General features: G+C 40.3%; 16 protein-coding genes and 2 pseudogenes. 7 read left to right on the plus strand and 11 right to left on the minus strand.

The window, feature by feature from the left end; genetic code table 11:
* The first annotated feature begins 24 nt into the window (after window positions 1-24).
* The 3 genes from RMZ41_RS08405 (at window position 25) to RMZ41_RS08415 (ending at window position 3,011) form a co-directional block, all read left to right on the plus strand.
* On the plus strand, window positions 25-744 hold the full coding sequence (locus RMZ41_RS08405; RefSeq protein ID WP_322644520.1) for a response regulator transcription factor: 720 nt from the start codon (window positions 25-27) through the stop codon (window positions 742-744).
* A 164-nt stretch (window positions 745-908) separates the two neighbouring features.
* Entirely contained in the window at window positions 909-2,582 is a 1,674-nt protein-coding gene (locus RMZ41_RS08410) for a SpoIIE family protein phosphatase (RefSeq protein ID WP_322644519.1), read from the plus strand.
* A gap of 3 nt (window positions 2,583-2,585) precedes the next feature.
* A complete protein-coding gene (locus RMZ41_RS08415; protein WP_322644518.1) occupies window positions 2,586-3,011 on the plus strand; it encodes an anti-sigma regulatory factor in 426 nt (141 codons plus the stop codon).
* 84 nt (window positions 3,012-3,095) lie between these two features.
* Here the strand turns inward: RMZ41_RS08415 and RMZ41_RS08420 are convergent, their stop codons facing one another.
* Window positions 3,096-3,527 carry a ketosteroid isomerase family protein gene (locus RMZ41_RS08420; protein ID WP_322644517.1) on the minus strand — a complete coding sequence of 144 codons (432 nt, stop codon included), beginning with the start codon at window positions 3,525-3,527 and terminating at the stop codon, window positions 3,096-3,098.
* A 427-nt stretch (window positions 3,528-3,954) separates the two neighbouring features.
* Between RMZ41_RS08420 and queG the strand changes: the two are divergent.
* Together queG and RMZ41_RS08430 are read left to right on the plus strand one after the other, a co-directional pair.
* A pseudogene (gene queG / locus RMZ41_RS08425) lies at window positions 3,955-4,928 on the plus strand (tRNA epoxyqueuosine(34) reductase QueG).
* Window positions 4,903-5,538, plus strand: a complete 636-nt coding sequence (locus RMZ41_RS08430; protein ID WP_322644516.1) for an HAD-IA family hydrolase — start codon at window positions 4,903-4,905, stop codon at window positions 5,536-5,538. Before queG ends, RMZ41_RS08430 begins: the two are co-directional and overlap by 26 nt.
* Before the next feature lie 157 nt (window positions 5,539-5,695).
* On the opposite strand, the gene RMZ41_RS08435 is transcribed toward RMZ41_RS08430, so the two are convergent.
* Window positions 5,696-6,070: a hypothetical protein gene (locus tag RMZ41_RS08435; RefSeq protein WP_322644515.1), complete on the minus strand. Its 375-nt coding sequence runs from the start codon at window positions 6,068-6,070 to the stop codon at window positions 5,696-5,698.
* Window positions 6,071-6,291: 221 nt separating this feature from the next.
* Between RMZ41_RS08435 and RMZ41_RS08440 the strand changes: the two genes are divergently transcribed.
* Complete coding sequence (locus RMZ41_RS08440; RefSeq protein WP_322644514.1) at window positions 6,292-6,822, plus strand: orange carotenoid protein N-terminal domain-containing protein; 531 nt, start codon at window positions 6,292-6,294, stop codon at window positions 6,820-6,822.
* A gap of 120 nt (window positions 6,823-6,942) precedes the next feature.
* Here RMZ41_RS08440 and RMZ41_RS08445 read toward each other — a convergent pair whose 3' ends face one another.
* On the minus strand, window positions 6,943-7,707 hold the full coding sequence (locus RMZ41_RS08445; protein WP_322644513.1) for an ABC transporter ATP-binding protein: 765 nt from the start codon (window positions 7,705-7,707) through the stop codon (window positions 6,943-6,945).
* 110 nt (window positions 7,708-7,817) lie between these two features.
* Between RMZ41_RS08445 and RMZ41_RS08450 the strand changes: the two genes are divergently transcribed.
* Window positions 7,818-7,955: a DUF4351 domain-containing protein gene (locus RMZ41_RS08450; protein WP_322734523.1), complete on the plus strand. Its 138-nt coding sequence runs from the start codon at window positions 7,818-7,820 to the stop codon at window positions 7,953-7,955.
* Between the two features lie 9 nt (window positions 7,956-7,964).
* Here RMZ41_RS08450 and RMZ41_RS08455 read toward each other — a convergent pair whose 3' ends face one another.
* The 8 genes and pseudogenes from RMZ41_RS08455 to RMZ41_RS08490 all read right to left on the minus strand — a co-directional run bounded on the left by RMZ41_RS08455 (window position 7,965) and on the right by RMZ41_RS08490 (window position 15,669).
* Window positions 7,965-9,182 (minus strand): ABC transporter permease, encoded by a 1,218-nt coding sequence (locus tag RMZ41_RS08455; RefSeq protein WP_322644512.1) that lies wholly within the window; start codon window positions 9,180-9,182, stop codon window positions 7,965-7,967.
* 10 nt (window positions 9,183-9,192) lie between these two features.
* On the minus strand, window positions 9,193-10,662 hold the full coding sequence (locus tag RMZ41_RS08460) for an efflux RND transporter periplasmic adaptor subunit (protein WP_322644511.1): 1,470 nt from the start codon (window positions 10,660-10,662) through the stop codon (window positions 9,193-9,195).
* A 568-nt stretch (window positions 10,663-11,230) separates the two neighbouring features.
* Window positions 11,231-11,839, minus strand: coding sequence for a hypothetical protein (locus tag RMZ41_RS08465; RefSeq protein ID WP_322644510.1), 609 nt, complete (start codon window positions 11,837-11,839; stop codon window positions 11,231-11,233).
* 45 nt (window positions 11,840-11,884) lie between these two features.
* Window positions 11,885-12,910, minus strand: a complete 1,026-nt coding sequence (locus RMZ41_RS08470; RefSeq protein ID WP_322644509.1) for a glucokinase — start codon at window positions 12,908-12,910, stop codon at window positions 11,885-11,887.
* Between the two features lie 84 nt (window positions 12,911-12,994).
* A complete protein-coding gene (locus RMZ41_RS08475) occupies window positions 12,995-13,642 on the minus strand; it encodes a histidine phosphatase family protein (protein ID WP_322644508.1) in 648 nt (215 codons plus the stop codon).
* Between the two features lie 242 nt (window positions 13,643-13,884).
* On the minus strand, window positions 13,885-14,838 hold the full coding sequence (locus RMZ41_RS08480) for a hypothetical protein (protein WP_322644507.1): 954 nt from the start codon (window positions 14,836-14,838) through the stop codon (window positions 13,885-13,887).
* Between the two features lie 35 nt (window positions 14,839-14,873).
* Complete coding sequence (locus RMZ41_RS08485) at window positions 14,874-15,035, minus strand: hypothetical protein (RefSeq protein ID WP_322644506.1); 162 nt, start codon at window positions 15,033-15,035, stop codon at window positions 14,874-14,876.
* 70 nt (window positions 15,036-15,105) lie between these two features.
* Window positions 15,106-15,669, minus strand: a pseudogene (locus tag RMZ41_RS08490) (Uma2 family endonuclease).
* Window positions 15,670-15,698: the final 29 nt, after the last annotated feature.

Here is a 15,698-nt window from a genome sequence, read left to right on the forward strand (position 1 = left end):
TAGTGTAACGGGCTGAAGTTGGCTATGAGTAAAATTCGTATTGTTTTGATTGAAGATCATGACCTCACTCGTGTAGGTATTCGGACAGCGTTAATCCAAAAGGATGAACTTGAAGTTGTAGGTGAAGCTGCTAATGCTGTTGAGGGACTAAAAATGTTAAAAATGCTACAACCAGATATTGCTATTGTAGATATTGGTTTACCAGATAAAGATGGCATTGAGTTAACACGGGAGGTAAAATCTACTACTAATGGACAGCAGCTAGCCACAAAGGTGTTAATTTTGACGCTGCGGGATAATAAAGAAGCTGTTTTGGCAGCTTTTGCTGCTGGTGCAGACTCTTACTGTATGAAAGATATCAAATTTGAGAATTTGCTGGAAGCAGTGAGAGTAACTTACAATGGCAACGCCTGGATCGATCCAGCGATCGCTCGAATTGTATTACAACAAGCTCAACAAAATCCTCAAAAGTTGGAATCAGCTTTTGTAGATAACAAGACTATTGCTTCTAACCCGGATGATGTCGAGAATCTGGAAGGAATTCAACCTTACACCCTGACAGAAAGGGAATTAGAAGTGCTACAGTTGATTGTCGAAGGTTGTAGTAATGCACTAATTGCCGAAAGACTTTATATCACTGTTGGGACTGTTAAAACTCACGTTCGCAATATTTTGAATAAACTATGTGCCGATGACCGTACCCAAGCAGCAGTCCGCGCCTTGCGTTCTGGGTTAGTTGGGTAAAGGTAATTTTGATGTGGAGCAATTGAGAACGATCTAGAGAAACTCACAACTTTGAGAAAGCGATTTTTTGAAAGTGAATGACTTCTCTAATTTTCTATGATTTATTAGGTGGGATAAACATCACACTATATCGCCATTCAAACATCTGAAAACTAAAGTCTAATATGGCTGAGACAGGGGTCGAAAAACTTAAGCTCATGGTGGTAGATGATGAGCCAGATAACCTAGATTTACTCTACCGTACTTTTAGAAGAGATTTTCAAGTATATAAAGCCAATCATGCCTTTGGCGCTCTGGAAATCTTAGACCAATTTGGCGAAATGGCCGTAATTATTTCTGACCAAAGAATGCCAGAAATGAATGGCACCGAATTTTTTAGTCGAACAGTGGAGCGCTTTCCAGACACGATTCGGATTTTGTTAACTGGTTTTACTGATGTCGAAGATTTGGTGGATGCTATTAACTCTGGTCAGGTATTTAAGTATATTACCAAACCCTGGAATCCAGATAAACTCAGGGCATTAGTTGAGCAAGCTACCGATACCTATCGCGTAGTCAAAAAGCGCACACAAGAGTTGCGTCGGGCTTTACGGCGAGAATCTTTGTTTAATGCCGTAACAACCGCAATTCGGGAGTCTTTAGATTACGATAGTATGCTGCAAAAGATTGTAGCAACCATTGGACAAACATTTGATGCTAGCAGTTGCTTGCTCAGACCAGTAGAGGGCGATCGCCTGATCCAAGACGAGTTTTCATACCGCGACCCTAAATCCAATGTATCAGATTGCTTCTTCGACCCCAGTGTTTTAATTGAAAAAGTGCTGGAAACGGGTCATTATCAACTTACTCAAGAAATATACGAGGGCAACCCCTGTCACCATTTGGTTGTGCCACTTAGCTACCAACAGCATTTGTTGGCTGTGCTAGCTCTCCATCAATGGGGACGCGATCGCCCCTGGCAAGATGAAGACATCCAACTCATTGCAGGTGTTGCCGAACAAGCAGCCTTAGCCCTCTCTCAAGCAAAACTCTACCAGCGCCTTCAAGAAAAGCAACAGCAGATTCATAATGAATTGGAAGTGGCTCGGCAAATTCAATACAACCTGCTGCGCCAAACTTTACCTGACATCAAAGGTGTGAAAGTGCAAGCCTGCTGTTATCCGGCGCGGGAAGTAGGAGGCGATTTATTTGAAGTGTTTGTTCATCCCAAAGGCGATTTATGGTTAGCAGTGGGTGATGTCTCTGGGAAAGGTGTGCCAGCCGCTTTATTTATGGCTAGTATTATTTCAGTTTTGCGCCGGGAATTATCTCAAGAAACACCAGCCGAGCCGAATGTGGTTATGCAAAACCTCAATCACGCTCTGAGTGAAGATTTAATTAGCAACAATTATTTCGTCACTCTTGTGTTAGCTTGTTATACCCCTAGCACTAAGGAACTAGTCTACACTAATGCCGGTCATATCTATCCACTGCTATGGTCACGCAAAGACGCTTTAGCCAACAATCCTAATTACCTCAAAGTCCGCAGCGTTCCTTTGGGAATCTTACCCAAGTGGCAGGCACAGTCTGGTCGTTTGGTTCTCGCTGCCGGAGATACATTGTTACTAGCCAGTGATGGAATTACAGAAGCAATGATCTCAAATGATTCTGATTTAACAGTAAAAACCGGGTCTGGTGGTGAGGACGTGAACCGTTCTATGTTAAATCAAGATGGTCTTTGGCAACTTTTACAACAAGAGGAACAACCGCTTTCTCTCAACCATTTACTAGCTCGCATCCAGGCAGATAACCACATTCAAGAAGACGATCAAACTATACTTTCACTGGAGATTTTGTAAGTGATGAAAAGTGAGCTTCATGTACCAAGTGACTTGAGTTTTCTGAATATTGTCGAAAACTGGTTGCTGGGATGTTTGAAAATCCAGCTAGGAGAATCTGTAGATTGGTCGAGGCAATCAAGTCGTTTGAGATTGGCTTTGGTGGAAGCCTACTCAAATGCAGTCCGTCATGCCCACAAAGATAAACCAAATTTACCAATCTTACTACGTTTGGAAGTGCAAGACCGGGATCTGGCTCTAGAAGTTTGGGACTACGGCGAAGGTTTTGATATGTCTAACTATTACGCTCCAAACCCTCTGGAAAAACAAGAAGGTGGTTATGGATGGCTAATTATGAATCGTCTCATGGATAAAGTAGATTACCAGTTGCAAATTGATGGTGCAAACTGTCTTAAATTACAAGCTACTTTACCCGAATTAGTCAAATAGACAAAAGTTATTTATAGGAATTTTTGATGCCTAGATTTGAATTTGGGTAGTATCAAACATTTCCTAACAGATTATAATTATTTGCTATTTTTCCTGACGTAAAGAAAGTAGTTCTTGGGGAGAAGCTAAAAGTTTGATTCGAGTATAGGAAATTTGCCGTTGTTGGTTGAGGATAAATAGCCACAAGACATTGACACTACACCAGGAAGTTTGGGCTTTACCCGTCACCTGGATTTGAATCTCGCCAGTGTCTAAAGTCTCGGCTATTCCTGTGCTGGGGTAAGCTTTAATGTTTTGCCCTTCTTGTTTTAAGTAGGTTGCGATCGCATCTGTCCCCACAATATCAGATTCAAATGGTGGACGCATCACACCATCTACCGCAAACAAGGCGGCAGTTTCCTCAAATTCTCCAGCATTTAAGGTTTCAAAATAACGCAGTACGCTGGTTTCCGTAATTCCCTCGATCTGGAATTCTTCTTTTAACTGCGCTGGCGATATAAATTCAGCAGAGGTCACGTCGCTTCGCTCCGAATTCAAAATTCAAAATTCAAAATTAATGATCCCCATAAATAAATTTAGGGGTTTCTATTCTTTGCATTTTCGATCATAAAATTATCTAGATTATGCTAGCTAAATATTAATTTCACTACAAAAATTGCTAAAAAGAAAGCTGCTGTTGAGGTAGATTACTATATACTGGTAAATCTTCCTCACGATAGAAGTAGAGGTGTTGCATTGCAATAATAGGTCTTACGCAACAGTATACCTGGTAGGGGCAATTCATGAATTGCCCTTACTAGAAATCAAAGTTTGGGCTATTTTTTGTGTAAGTCCTGAATAAATAAAATTTATATCTAGAGAAAGTAACAAATATTAATTAAAGCTATTGACTAGGCAATGTATAATAATCAAGCCTTGATTTAGGCAAGATCCAAATAAAAAAATGAGTCAGTATTCCGTAACAAGCAGCAATGTAGTGAAAGAAAAAGCCAGCGAGTTGGGCTTTCACAAAGTTGGAATTGCTGCTGTAGATAGTATAGATGCTACAGAAGCGCAGAGGTTACAAGCATGGATTGAACTGGGTTATCACGCCGATATGAAATGGATGGCTAACCCAAAACGTCAGGATATCCGTTTAGTTATGCCAGAAGCGCGATCGCTAATAAGTGTGGCGTTAAATTACTACACACCACATCAACGTCCCAAAGGCAAGGCTTATGCCAAAATCTCCCGCTATGGTTGGGGAAGGGACTATCACAGAGTGATGCATAAAAAACTCAAGCAGCTATCGACATGGCTGGAATCGCTAGATGAAAGTGTAAGAGTTCGTTATTATGCAGACACTGGCCCGGTGCAAGATAAAGTGTTAGCTCAACAAGCCGGAATAGGTTGGATTGCCAAAAATGGTAATGTGATTACACGGGAATATGGCTCTTGGGTATTTTTGGGAGAAGTGTTGACCAATTTGGAACTAGAGAGCGATCGCCCGCACACAGAACACTGCGGTAGCTGTACTCGTTGTCTTCAAGCTTGTCCTACAGGTGCAATTACTCAGCCTTTTGTGGTCGATGCTAATCGCTGCATCGCTTATCATACAATTGAAAATCGGGATGACAAACTGCCAAAGACACTCACACCCCATTTGCAAGGCTGGGTTGCTGGTTGTGATATTTGCCAAGATGTTTGTCCTTGGAATCAACGTTTTGCCCAAACAACTGATATTTCAGAGTTTCAACCAAATCCAGTGAATATTGCTCCCAAGCTGCTAGAATTAGCCCAAATCTCAGATCGGGAGTGGGATAACAGATTTCCAGCATCTGCCTTGCGGCGGATTAAGCCAGAAATGTTACGACGCAACGCCCTAGCTAATCTTGACGCATCCAGGCAAATAATGACCCCGAAAGTAATTATTTTTGATTTTGATGGCACTATTGCTGATACCGTAGATGCCCTTGTAAGTATTGCTAATCGTCTAGCTGTAGACTTTGGTTATAGGCATATCAGCCCAGAGCAATTAGGCTTCCTTAAAAACTTAACATCTAGGGAAATTATTAAGTATTCAGGAGTTTCTCTATTTAAAATACCTTTTCTAGTTAAAAAAGTTAAAGGAGAATTAAAAAATAAAATCCCAGAATTAAAGCCAATTCCGGGAATTAAAGAAGCACTAATAGAACTACAAAATCAAGGATATAAACTAGGAATTATCACTTCTAACTCTAAAGAAAATGTTACACAATTTCTCACAATTAATGATTTAAATCACCTCTTTGATTTTATCTACTCAGGAATTACAATTTTTGGTAAAACAACCATAATTAATAATGTACTGAGGCAAAATCAACTCCAACCTCAAGAAGTTATTTATGTTGGAGATGAAACTAGAGATATAGAAGCATCAAGGAAAGCAAATATTCAAGTAATTGCAGTAACTTGGGGTTTTAACTCACCTGAAGTACTAGCCAAACAAAATCCAGATTATTTAATTAAGCAACCTAGTGAACTATTAGAAGTGATGAATAGTCATTAATTAGTTAATATTAAAAATTCGATAGTCCAAATTTTTACTATCGATTTTATTTATCGAGCAAAACAGTAGGGCGGGACATGTCTACCAATACCGAAAATTTCAATTTTAATACCTGTGAGATTGCCCACCCTACAAAATAGCAAGATATCAGAAAAACTTAATTTTTCCGTTCGCCTTTTTCCAAAGCTTCTTTTACTAGATCGTCACTGACATTAGCTACACCCTCAGTCTTAGAAGTCCCAACTTCTTTAGCTAACTCGACATAATCATCAGGATTACCAGTTGACTGCGCTTGAGTTTTTGTGTCTACTGGTGTAGAGGTTTGATATTTAGGTGCAGTAGCTGCTTCAGCGGCGTTTGCACCTTCACCTGTGCGATCGACTTCACTCACGCTGAATTTTTGTGCAGCTGCATAATCAGCATCAAAATTGACACTTGGCGCTTTTTCTTCACCACTAGCTATGTTTTCGGCAGCTAATTGGGCATCATGAGTGGGAGCTTCATTAACATTGGGCTTTACTTCATCAGGCATAATTAAATTCCTTAAGTTAAATTTTTATTGCTTACTAGAAAAAGCATAACAAGATAATTGGCTCTTTCCCTGCTCCTTTAGGAGAGACTTTACCTCTATTAAAAGACACATTAAAGCCGTAATTTGCAATTAATATAACTCTTTCTCTCGATAGTAGAAGCTGATACTCAAACTTTGGTAGTCCTTAGTTTGGCATGTAAAATTTCTTTGGAAATACAATTATGACTGCAAGTTACGATAAAACTATTTCTCAAGCCCAGAGCAATGAAACTCAAAAATTGGTAGATGCCTTTAACAATTTAGATACCGATGCAAAGTTAGCTTGGTTCTATTTGGTTTATAAAAAAATGGGTGATTCTATTACCCCAGCGGCTCCTGCTGCTGCTGAACCTGAGTTAGCACCGCTTCTGCTGGGAGATTATTTTGAGTTATCTGATGAGCAGCAACTAGATATTATGCGGGATATTGTTAACCGCAAAGATACAGAATATTCTCGTGCTTATGGGGCGATAAAAGAAAATAACCAGCTGTTAGTTTGGTATGCTTGGGCAGTAGCTATGGGCGATAAGGTGGTTGACTTACCAGCTAGCTACGAGCCGAGTCAGGCAATTAACGATTTGCTTTCTCAGATTGAAGGATTAGATTTTGATGAGCAAATTTCGATTTTTCGGACAATATCTGGTGAAGTAGGTTACACCGATGTTAAGCCGATCGCAACGCAAGCAGAAACTGGAAAAACACCGAGTTTGTAAGCTCATCCCATCTCTAAAAGAGATTTCATGTTGACTGTTGAGTGTTACCTGTTAAGCATGAAGAGTGCTGAGTACTGAGTACTTTTTTTCTTACTCAGCATTCAGCACTCAAAAGCTTAATCAGGACATTGCCAGCTGAGTTAAGTCAGATGGAGTTAGGTTAGAGTGTACCACTTGACCATCGCGGAACCAAACGATGCGCTGAGTTTGACGGGCAACTTCTGGCTCATGTGTCACCATGACAACGGTGATTCCAGTGGTATTGAGTTCGCTAAAGATATCTAAGACTTCTTGGGTTGTACGTGAATCAAGTGCGCCGGTGGGTTCATCGGCTAGGAGGACTACAGGACGATTGACAATTGCTCGAGCGATCGCTACTCTTTGTTGTTGTCCACCAGATAGTTGAGTGGGTTTGTTGTTGAGGCGATTTGCTAAACCCACTCGCGTCAATGCTTCGGTGGCGCGATCGCTTCTTTCTTTTGGATTTACGCCAGCATACAACATTGGCAGAATCACATTTTCTAATGCTGTTAGTTGGGGTAATAAATGGAATTGTTGGAAGACAAACCCCAGCTTTTTATTGCGAATGTGCGCTAAGGAGCGATCGTCCATTTGGGCCACATCAATATTATCTAAGTAATAATGTCCGCCTGTGGGTCGGTCTAGACAGCCGATAATATTCATAGCTGTAGATTTACCTGAACCAGAAGGCCCCATAATTGAACAATATTCGCCTTGGTGGATAGTCAAATTTACATCGTTGAGTGCTTTGACTTCGGTTTCACCAATACCATAAATTTTAAAGATATTCTCTAAACGAATAATTGTTGATTTAGGGACGTGATTGGGAACTAGAGAATCGGTAATTGAAATAGTGTTTGCCATAAGGATTTTAGTTATTAGTTGGTAGAGATGTGATTATAGCGATCGCTAACGTATTTTAATCAAGTAATGTCTTAGATTTAGCGCACTGTAGTAAAATACAAGTTCCGGAGATAGAACAGCAGATTCGCACATTATCCATCGCTCAACTAGAAGATTTAGCTGAGGCGCTGTTGGATTTTAATAGTCAAAATGATTTAGTGAATTACCTAACAAATATCTCTTTACGTCAATCTAATCAGGAAGATTAATTATCGCCATCAAGCACTTCTCAAAGCCACAATGGGGTCGAGTTTAGCAGCGCGACGTGCAGGAACAACGCCAAAGAATAAACCAATACCACCAGAAACACCAACTGCCATACTAATCGCTACAGGAGAAAGACTTGCTTCTAAAGGTGTCAAAGCTCCAACTAATAGGATGCCGCTGATACCAACCGCAGTCCCAACTAAGCCGCCAGCTGCGGAAACTATCACTGCTTCAATGATGAACTGGAGCAAAATATCTTGCTCAGTTGCGCCGATCGCTTTTCTCAATCCGATTTCTTGGGTGCGTTCGGTAACGGAGACTAGCATAATATTCATAATCCCAATGCCGCCGACAAACAATGATATACCTGCGATCGCAGCTAGCATAATTGTCAATGCACCTGTAATTTGACCAACAGTTTGCAAGGCATCCTTTTGAGAGCGAAGGGTGAAATCATCTTCACCATTAATTTTGTGCCGTAGACGCAGCAAATTAGTAATTTGAAACTCTGCTGCATCCACGCTCTCTGAATCACGAGCGGCTGCAACGAGGTAATCTAAAGAAATACCATAGGGAGAATTCTTTCCTACAAGTCGGTTTGCTGAAGTTGTAATCGGTATTAAAGCAGCGTCATCATAATCTGCTCCTACACTAGAACCTTTGGCTGTTAACGTCCCGATCACTTGAAAGCTGGTATTTCCAACTCGCAATTGCTGACCAATCGGGTTACTATTACCGAATAGTTTTTCTGCTAAGTCTCCACCTAGCACCACGACTTGATTGCTGCGTTTGATGTCTACCTCAGAGAAAAACCGACCCTTAGCAGTTTCAAAATCCCGCACTGATATGAAACTGGGAGTTGTACCAATGATGTTGACATCAGTGTTTCTATTGCGATATGTAACTACCTGTCTTCTATTTAGTTCTGGTGCAACTCCTACTACTGTTGGAACTTGAGAAGCGATCGCTTCCGCATCTTGTAACACCAGAGTTTTTGGTACTTCAAAGGAGATGCGCTGAGTTTCTTGATTACCTGGCAGTACAAACAGCACATTTGGCCCTAATGACTCCAACTGTTTATTAACGTACTTTTGCCCACCTTCACCAATGCCAATCATGGCAATTACTGAGGCGTTACCAATAACGATACCCAACATAGTGAGGGCACTACGCAATTTATTTGATAACAGGGTTTTCCCTGCCATTTGGACACTTTCTAAAAAATTCATCTTTTAATAATTACGAATTACTCTTTTCTTTTGCCTTTTCGATTTTGTAGTCTTTGGGTGGATTAACAAAAATGCGATCGCCTTCTTTAAGCCCTTCTAATATCTGAGTTTGATCTTGGATTTGTGCCCCAACTGTAATTTCACGGAACTGGGGTTTATTATTTGCATCTGGTACAAGTACGCCAGTTTTGCCTTTTTCAGTGACAATTGACACCGTTGGTAAGACTAAAGCATTATTAACGCGATCGCCTAAAAAAGTCAGATCCACATTTAAGCCAGAACGCAGTTTATCAGTACCAGTATCTAGAGCAACCCGCACCTGAAAGGATGTCACACCTTGTTCTACCACTGCTTCTGGAGCAATCAGCCGGACATGACCTTTAAAAACTCGATCGGGATAAGCATCAGCGACAATTTCCACTTGCTGCCTTTGTTTAATTCTGCCAATATCAGCTTCGGGAACTTGAGCTAATATTTCTAATCCGCGTGCTACGGCGACAATTGAACTAGAAGTTGCCGACGCACTCGTAGAAGCAGAAGTTGTAGGTGTGACAAAGGCTCCCGGTTCGGCATACTTTTGCGTCACAATTCCCGAAAGCGGGGCGCGAATAATTGTATCTTCCAACTGGACTTGCACGCCCTTCAATTGAGCTTCAGCACTGGCAACAGCTGCTTGGCGCTGAACAATTTCTTCAGAGCGAGTGCCATCTTGTAATAGTATCAATGCAGCCCGGGCTTCATTTACAGCAGCTTGGCGTTGATCGATTTCCTCAGTCCGAGTGCCACTTTGGACTAATGACAATCGTTTTTTAATTTCTTCTAAACTGGCTTTAGCACTTTTGTCTTCGCTGATAGCTTGATCGAGTAATTGTTTTTTCTCTGCTCCCTCTTTATATAGATATTGGTAACGCTTTACCTGTTCGCTGGTGTAGTTCACCTTTGCTTGAGCCGCATCCACTTGGGATTGAGATTGGGCAATCTCTTGGGGACGATTACCGGCTCTGGCTGCGGCTAGCTGGGCTTGAGCTTGTGCTAACCGCGCCTTTGCTTGAGCGATTTCTTGAGGACGACTACCAGCAAGGGCTTCGGCTAGTTGTGCTTGACTTTGGGCTAAGTTAGCTCGGTACTGACTCCTCTGGGCTTCAATGCTGGCACTATCCATGCGGGCGAGGATTTGCCCTTGTTCAATGCGATCGCCTTGTTCTACATATAATTGCGATAACACTCCAGGGTTCTTGGGACTAATATTTACGCTCTGAACTGGTACGACTTTACCACTAGCTGTAATCCGCAAGGTGACGTTTTGCGCTGCCACTGGCACAGTTAATTGAGCAATATCGTCTTTGTTTGTTGCTTGATTTATCAGGGTGTAGGTTGTGACTGTACCAACAACCAAAGCACCGCCTGCTATCACCCCAATTAGCCAGCGTAATGGATACTTAACTTTGCCAATAACTGGAATTTCTATGTGAGTAGCCATAGTATTTTATAGAAGCCTGTAAATATTGCTGTGTACTAGTACCTTTTAGTTAAAGGGCAAGTGTAGAATAGCGAGTTGGTATTTTGGGATTAAATTTTTATTACTAAACTAATAACTAGACGTATAATTAAGCTTCATGGTTGCTTAATATTCCTTTATCCTATGTATTAGTATTTGTGTATGTCTTCACCTGAATGGGTGACTTTAGGGACTAGTGAGTAACATCTAAAGATTACTATTTGATTTTTGAACGAAATTAGATATTGTAGAGGAGCCAGTGCGTTGCGGAGGTTCCCGACGCTCAATGACTCGCTAACGCTGCGCTATCCGTTGTAGCAACTGGCGTTGTGTTAGAACGGAGTTCGTAACGCACTATTATCATGGGTTTGATGCCGTACTCTTTGCGCTCACATCCTACGGATATTTTCTTCAAATCAAACCGGATTCCTATAGTTTGATTTACTTTCCAGCGATCATCCCAGATCCGCGACTTTTTGCAGAAGTCGCGGATCTTTTTATTCGTAGATTTTGCGTAGTTAAATTAAAGAGGTATTTTAATTAAGCCTTTTCAGTTTTTCAAAACTACATTGAAGGAATTTAAATACCCAGTAATAGTTTTAGCTAATGTTTTTTGCTGTTTTTTTGTAGTTATTGCCATTACTTGATATAGTCTTCCTTGGGCAATATACATTCTATTTATAGTGATTTTCCCTCCAGAATTGATGTACTTAATTTCTTTACCAGGATGATTATTATAACTACGAATATTTCGTTGACTAATTAAATTGCTTTTCGTAGTCTTTAAAGCCATATCCCTGGCATTATTAAGTACAGCTTGGGGGTCAGTTATTTGACCATAACTATAAGGAAAATCATTGTAAGCAACTATGTATGCTACTTCCTGTTTTGGCGGTTGGGCGGCAAATATTTCTAAAGTAATTTCCCCCATGTAAGTTTTTTGGTATTCGGTATTTCTGTTGGGTCTTCCCGGCATCAAAATAGTAAAGCGCCCATCTGGAGCCGTGTATACTTTCCATTGTGGCTGCACGGGTTTCGAGACGGTTGGCTTAGGTTTAACAACAGCCGAGGGAGGTTTGGGTTGACGCGCTTCCACGAGAACAGAACCACCACAGATAAGGGTGGCGGCGATTAATGGTAACAGACTTTTAACTGTCATAAGTTTTACCTTTTGAGATACCAATCTCACTGATGATGCTAGCTGTTATAACCTAGCAGCGCATAAAGCAGCACCTATTAGCCCCACTTGCGGGTTGAGAATAATATACACGGGTATCTCTTCGAGGAGGCGGCGCATCCTGCCTTTTTGGGTGAAGTTTAACAAGAAACCGTTATTTTGGATTAAGGGGAGAATTTTGGGCGCAATCCCACCAGCGATGTATAAACCACCATAAGGTAGGAGTTTAAGGGCGAGATTGCCGGCTTCTGCACCATAAGCCTCGATAAATAATTGCAAGGTTTGTTCGCAAAGGCGATCGCGCCCTTCTAGTGCGGCTGTACCAATTACAGCACCAGGATCGACACTTTTCTCTTCTTGTCCGGCTTCTTGTTCCCAAGTTCTGACGACTTGGGCAATATCTGGTGATTCTGTGGCAAATTTGCGATCGCGCAAAAATTGGTAAATTGCCACAATTCCCATTCCAGAAACTACCCGTTCCACAGAAAGGCGCTGGATATCATGTTTACCCAGCAGGTATCTCAACAGTTGAAACTCGATCTCGTTCCGAGGGGCGAAGTCAGCGTGTCCACCTTCTGATGGAAAAACTTGATAGTAGTTTCCCTGTCTAATTAAAAATCCTTGTCCTAAGCCAGTACCAGCACCAATAATCCCAATGGGGGCTTCAGGTTGAGATTTACCAACTTGCAACGTCAGCAAGTCTTGTTCTTGTAAACCTGAAATGCCATAGCCAATGGCGGCGAAGTCGTTAATCAAAGAAATATGCGGGATACCCAATTCTTCTTGTAGACGTTCGGTATCTAGAAACCAGGCTAAATTGGTCAGCTTGGCAGTATTTTTGACAATGGGGCCTGCGATCGCAAAACAAGCCTTTTCTGGTATTTGTGTATTAGCTTTGACCAAAAACTGCTGCACTATCGGTACTAAATCGGGAAAATCAGCACTGTGGTAACTTTCCTGATAAATAGGATGTAAAGCTGGTGAATCTGATGTTTCAACCAATCGCAGAATAGTTTTCGTACCGCCGATGTCTCCTGCTAGTAACAATGTCATAGAACTTATTCGGGGATTAATTACTTGATTTGTGGGATATACCCAAAGTAGCAGAAGCTATGAACACAAATATCTATCAGAGGTTTAGGCAAATCGAATCACTTCCTCTATGTGGGTTAAATGGGAAGTATCTCCCTTTAGTTCCAATAACCATTCTGGATCTTCGCGTACCACTTTTACCAACGAACACAAAGAAGCCTTAACTTCTGTTTTGGCAATTTCCCCCACTAGCCCCATTGCTCCCCCCAATACAGATGCCCCATGTGCTACAAGCAGGATATCTTCTGGGAAGAACTCAGTAGCTAAACATCTGGCAGTTTGCCCAGAACGTTCTCGCACTTTTTCATGAGTTTCAGGATATTTGGCGGCGATGCGCGAAGTATAGCTGGTGTCAATTCTGGGGAATAATTTTGCTAAAGCTGGAGTTGAGAGTCTTTCGGGTTCTTCTGTCATCCAAACTGGATTTAGCCATTCACTCAAGCCTGTTTCTAATTTAATTGGCAGGTTAAGCACTTCTGCAACTGCATTTGCCGTTTGTACGGTTCGCAGGAAAGGCGAAGCGAAAATATGGCCAATATTTTCTCTTTTCAATCGTTTAGCTAAATGTTGTGCCTGCACTATGCCATCATCAGACAAGGGCGGATCGTAGCGTCGTTCGGCTGTGAGAAACCAGTCGGGGTTTACAAAATCGAGGCGGTTGGCGTGTCTTGCGATCCAGACTATTTGACTCATAGGTTTGATTATTCCGGTGAATAGAATTCGCCGCTAAACAAATATATAGATATCTGCAAGGAGGGCTGCAAATATTAATATATGACAAAAATCGTAATAATATTTAATAATACTAATGATTTGGAAAACTTATAAATGTTGTCAATATAGTTTTACTTAAAGCCTTTTTAGCCAAGTATCTAAAGCAATATCGACTATAGTAATCTGCTGAAATGTTTAAGATTGCAATAGTAATACTTTTGCTATAGCCTTTTTCGCCATTTTTCTAAAGCTAAATCAACTAATCCATTTAGAGAATCATAGCGATCAAATTTATATGTGTTAAGTCTTCCACCCCCGATAACCAAAGTAAATTCATTTGCATCAATTTCTAGTAACTGCCTTTCCTCATGTGTTAAAGGTTCTAAGTTATTAAGTTTTCTCGTTATCCTGTTTCTATCCTTAGAATATTGGCTAAAATATTTATTTGTTCGATAAAGTGAATTTTTATTTACTGCTATTTCATTCATGATTTCTACTCTATTTGAAAGTGTTTTCTTGTATGAATTCATCTTTGCTCCAATTCCAATGGCTACATATCCTTCTAACAAAGCATTACCTTGCCAATCTGTCCAAATTCTTGCTCGACTTATGCGATCGCTACTATTATTTTTTAAACCTAACCATAAAAATATGATTGGTATTCCTTTACTATCAAAGTAAAATTCAACACAAAACTTACTTGTTTTACTATTACCATTCCCATATTTAAAACTAACACCAGAAGCTATTTCTTCCATCCGTTTATCAAAGCTAAGAACCTTTTGACGAATTTTCAATATTCCTTCTTGTTGTTCAGAAGAGCATTTAGCTAGACGGTTAATCAGCCCTCTAGAAGGTGAAGGTATATTTTCATTTCTCTCTCTGTCCTGATGAGAAATTTCTATTTTGGAAACTTTTTCATTATGTAAATCCAAATTTCTTATCTGGAAATAATAGTTAAATTCCTCTGCTAAAATAGTGAATTCAAAAAAATCGATAGATAAATTATGATATTTTTTATCTATAAAGTTATCTCTATGGAAACTAGGCTTGATTGCTATTAAGCTTATAGGTTGTTGATAGTCTATTTCGTCTTCTAAAGGTTTTACTTCCAGTAAAGCGTCATAATATCGAGTTAGCTGCTGAACAATATATCTATCTTCAGAATTTTTCAATTCCAACACTACTAACTGTTTATTTTCCCTCAATGCTAAAATAAAATATCGCAAATTTGACCTTTAACATAATATTGTCGCTTTAGCGGGATTAATCCGAAAAGCTCTTTTAAATTCGCCCAGACAAAATCTTCTAAATCAGCTTCAGTTGCAAATTCCCAACTATCACCCGTTTTTCTTAAATTTACGAAATCCATTATCTCGCTCTAACTTCGGTAAATTACTACTTTTAGTATTCCCAAAGCAAGATATGATTGATACAACTGTTTATAACTTAAGCCATCCAAATAATTGCCCTACAGTTAACTGAAACCCGCTAACTAAATCTGGAACTGGTAATATTTATTGTTCTTCTTGTAAAAGTTCTGGTTGCTGCTTTGGTGGATAGACTAAAACAGAACGCTCATCTAGATCAATCAGCCAACCGAAGCGACTACCATGTTTTAAGCAATGTAGAATATTTCCGGTTACTTTAGTCTGGCTTTGATCTTGCGAAAGAATCTCAATCGTCCAGTCTGGATAAGTATTGAAGACATTAGCAACATCTCCATGTTCATCTATGGGAATCCGTTCCCAAGCAAACACAGCTACATCTGGCACAATTGAACGTCCGCCAAATGTACACCGCAATTCTGGGAAAGCAAAGGCAGTTTTTCGACTTTCAACTAGTTCATTGATAGCACTAAATAACTCACCCCGTAATTTGCTATGTTTTCCTTGTGGCATTGGTTTTTGAATAATTTTACCGTTGATGTATTCTAAACTAGGCTTTGTTTATGGTAGTTTCAAAAACTCTTCTAAGGTTAAAGTTTTAGTTGGTGATTTTACCATTTACTTGTACCTTCCAAATTATCATTTAA

Origin of the sequence: Nostoc sp. DedVER02 (genome assembly GCF_034530675.2) — a bacterium.
In the GTDB taxonomy this organism is placed as follows: Bacteria; Cyanobacteriota; Cyanobacteriia; order Cyanobacteriales; family Nostocaceae; genus Nostoc.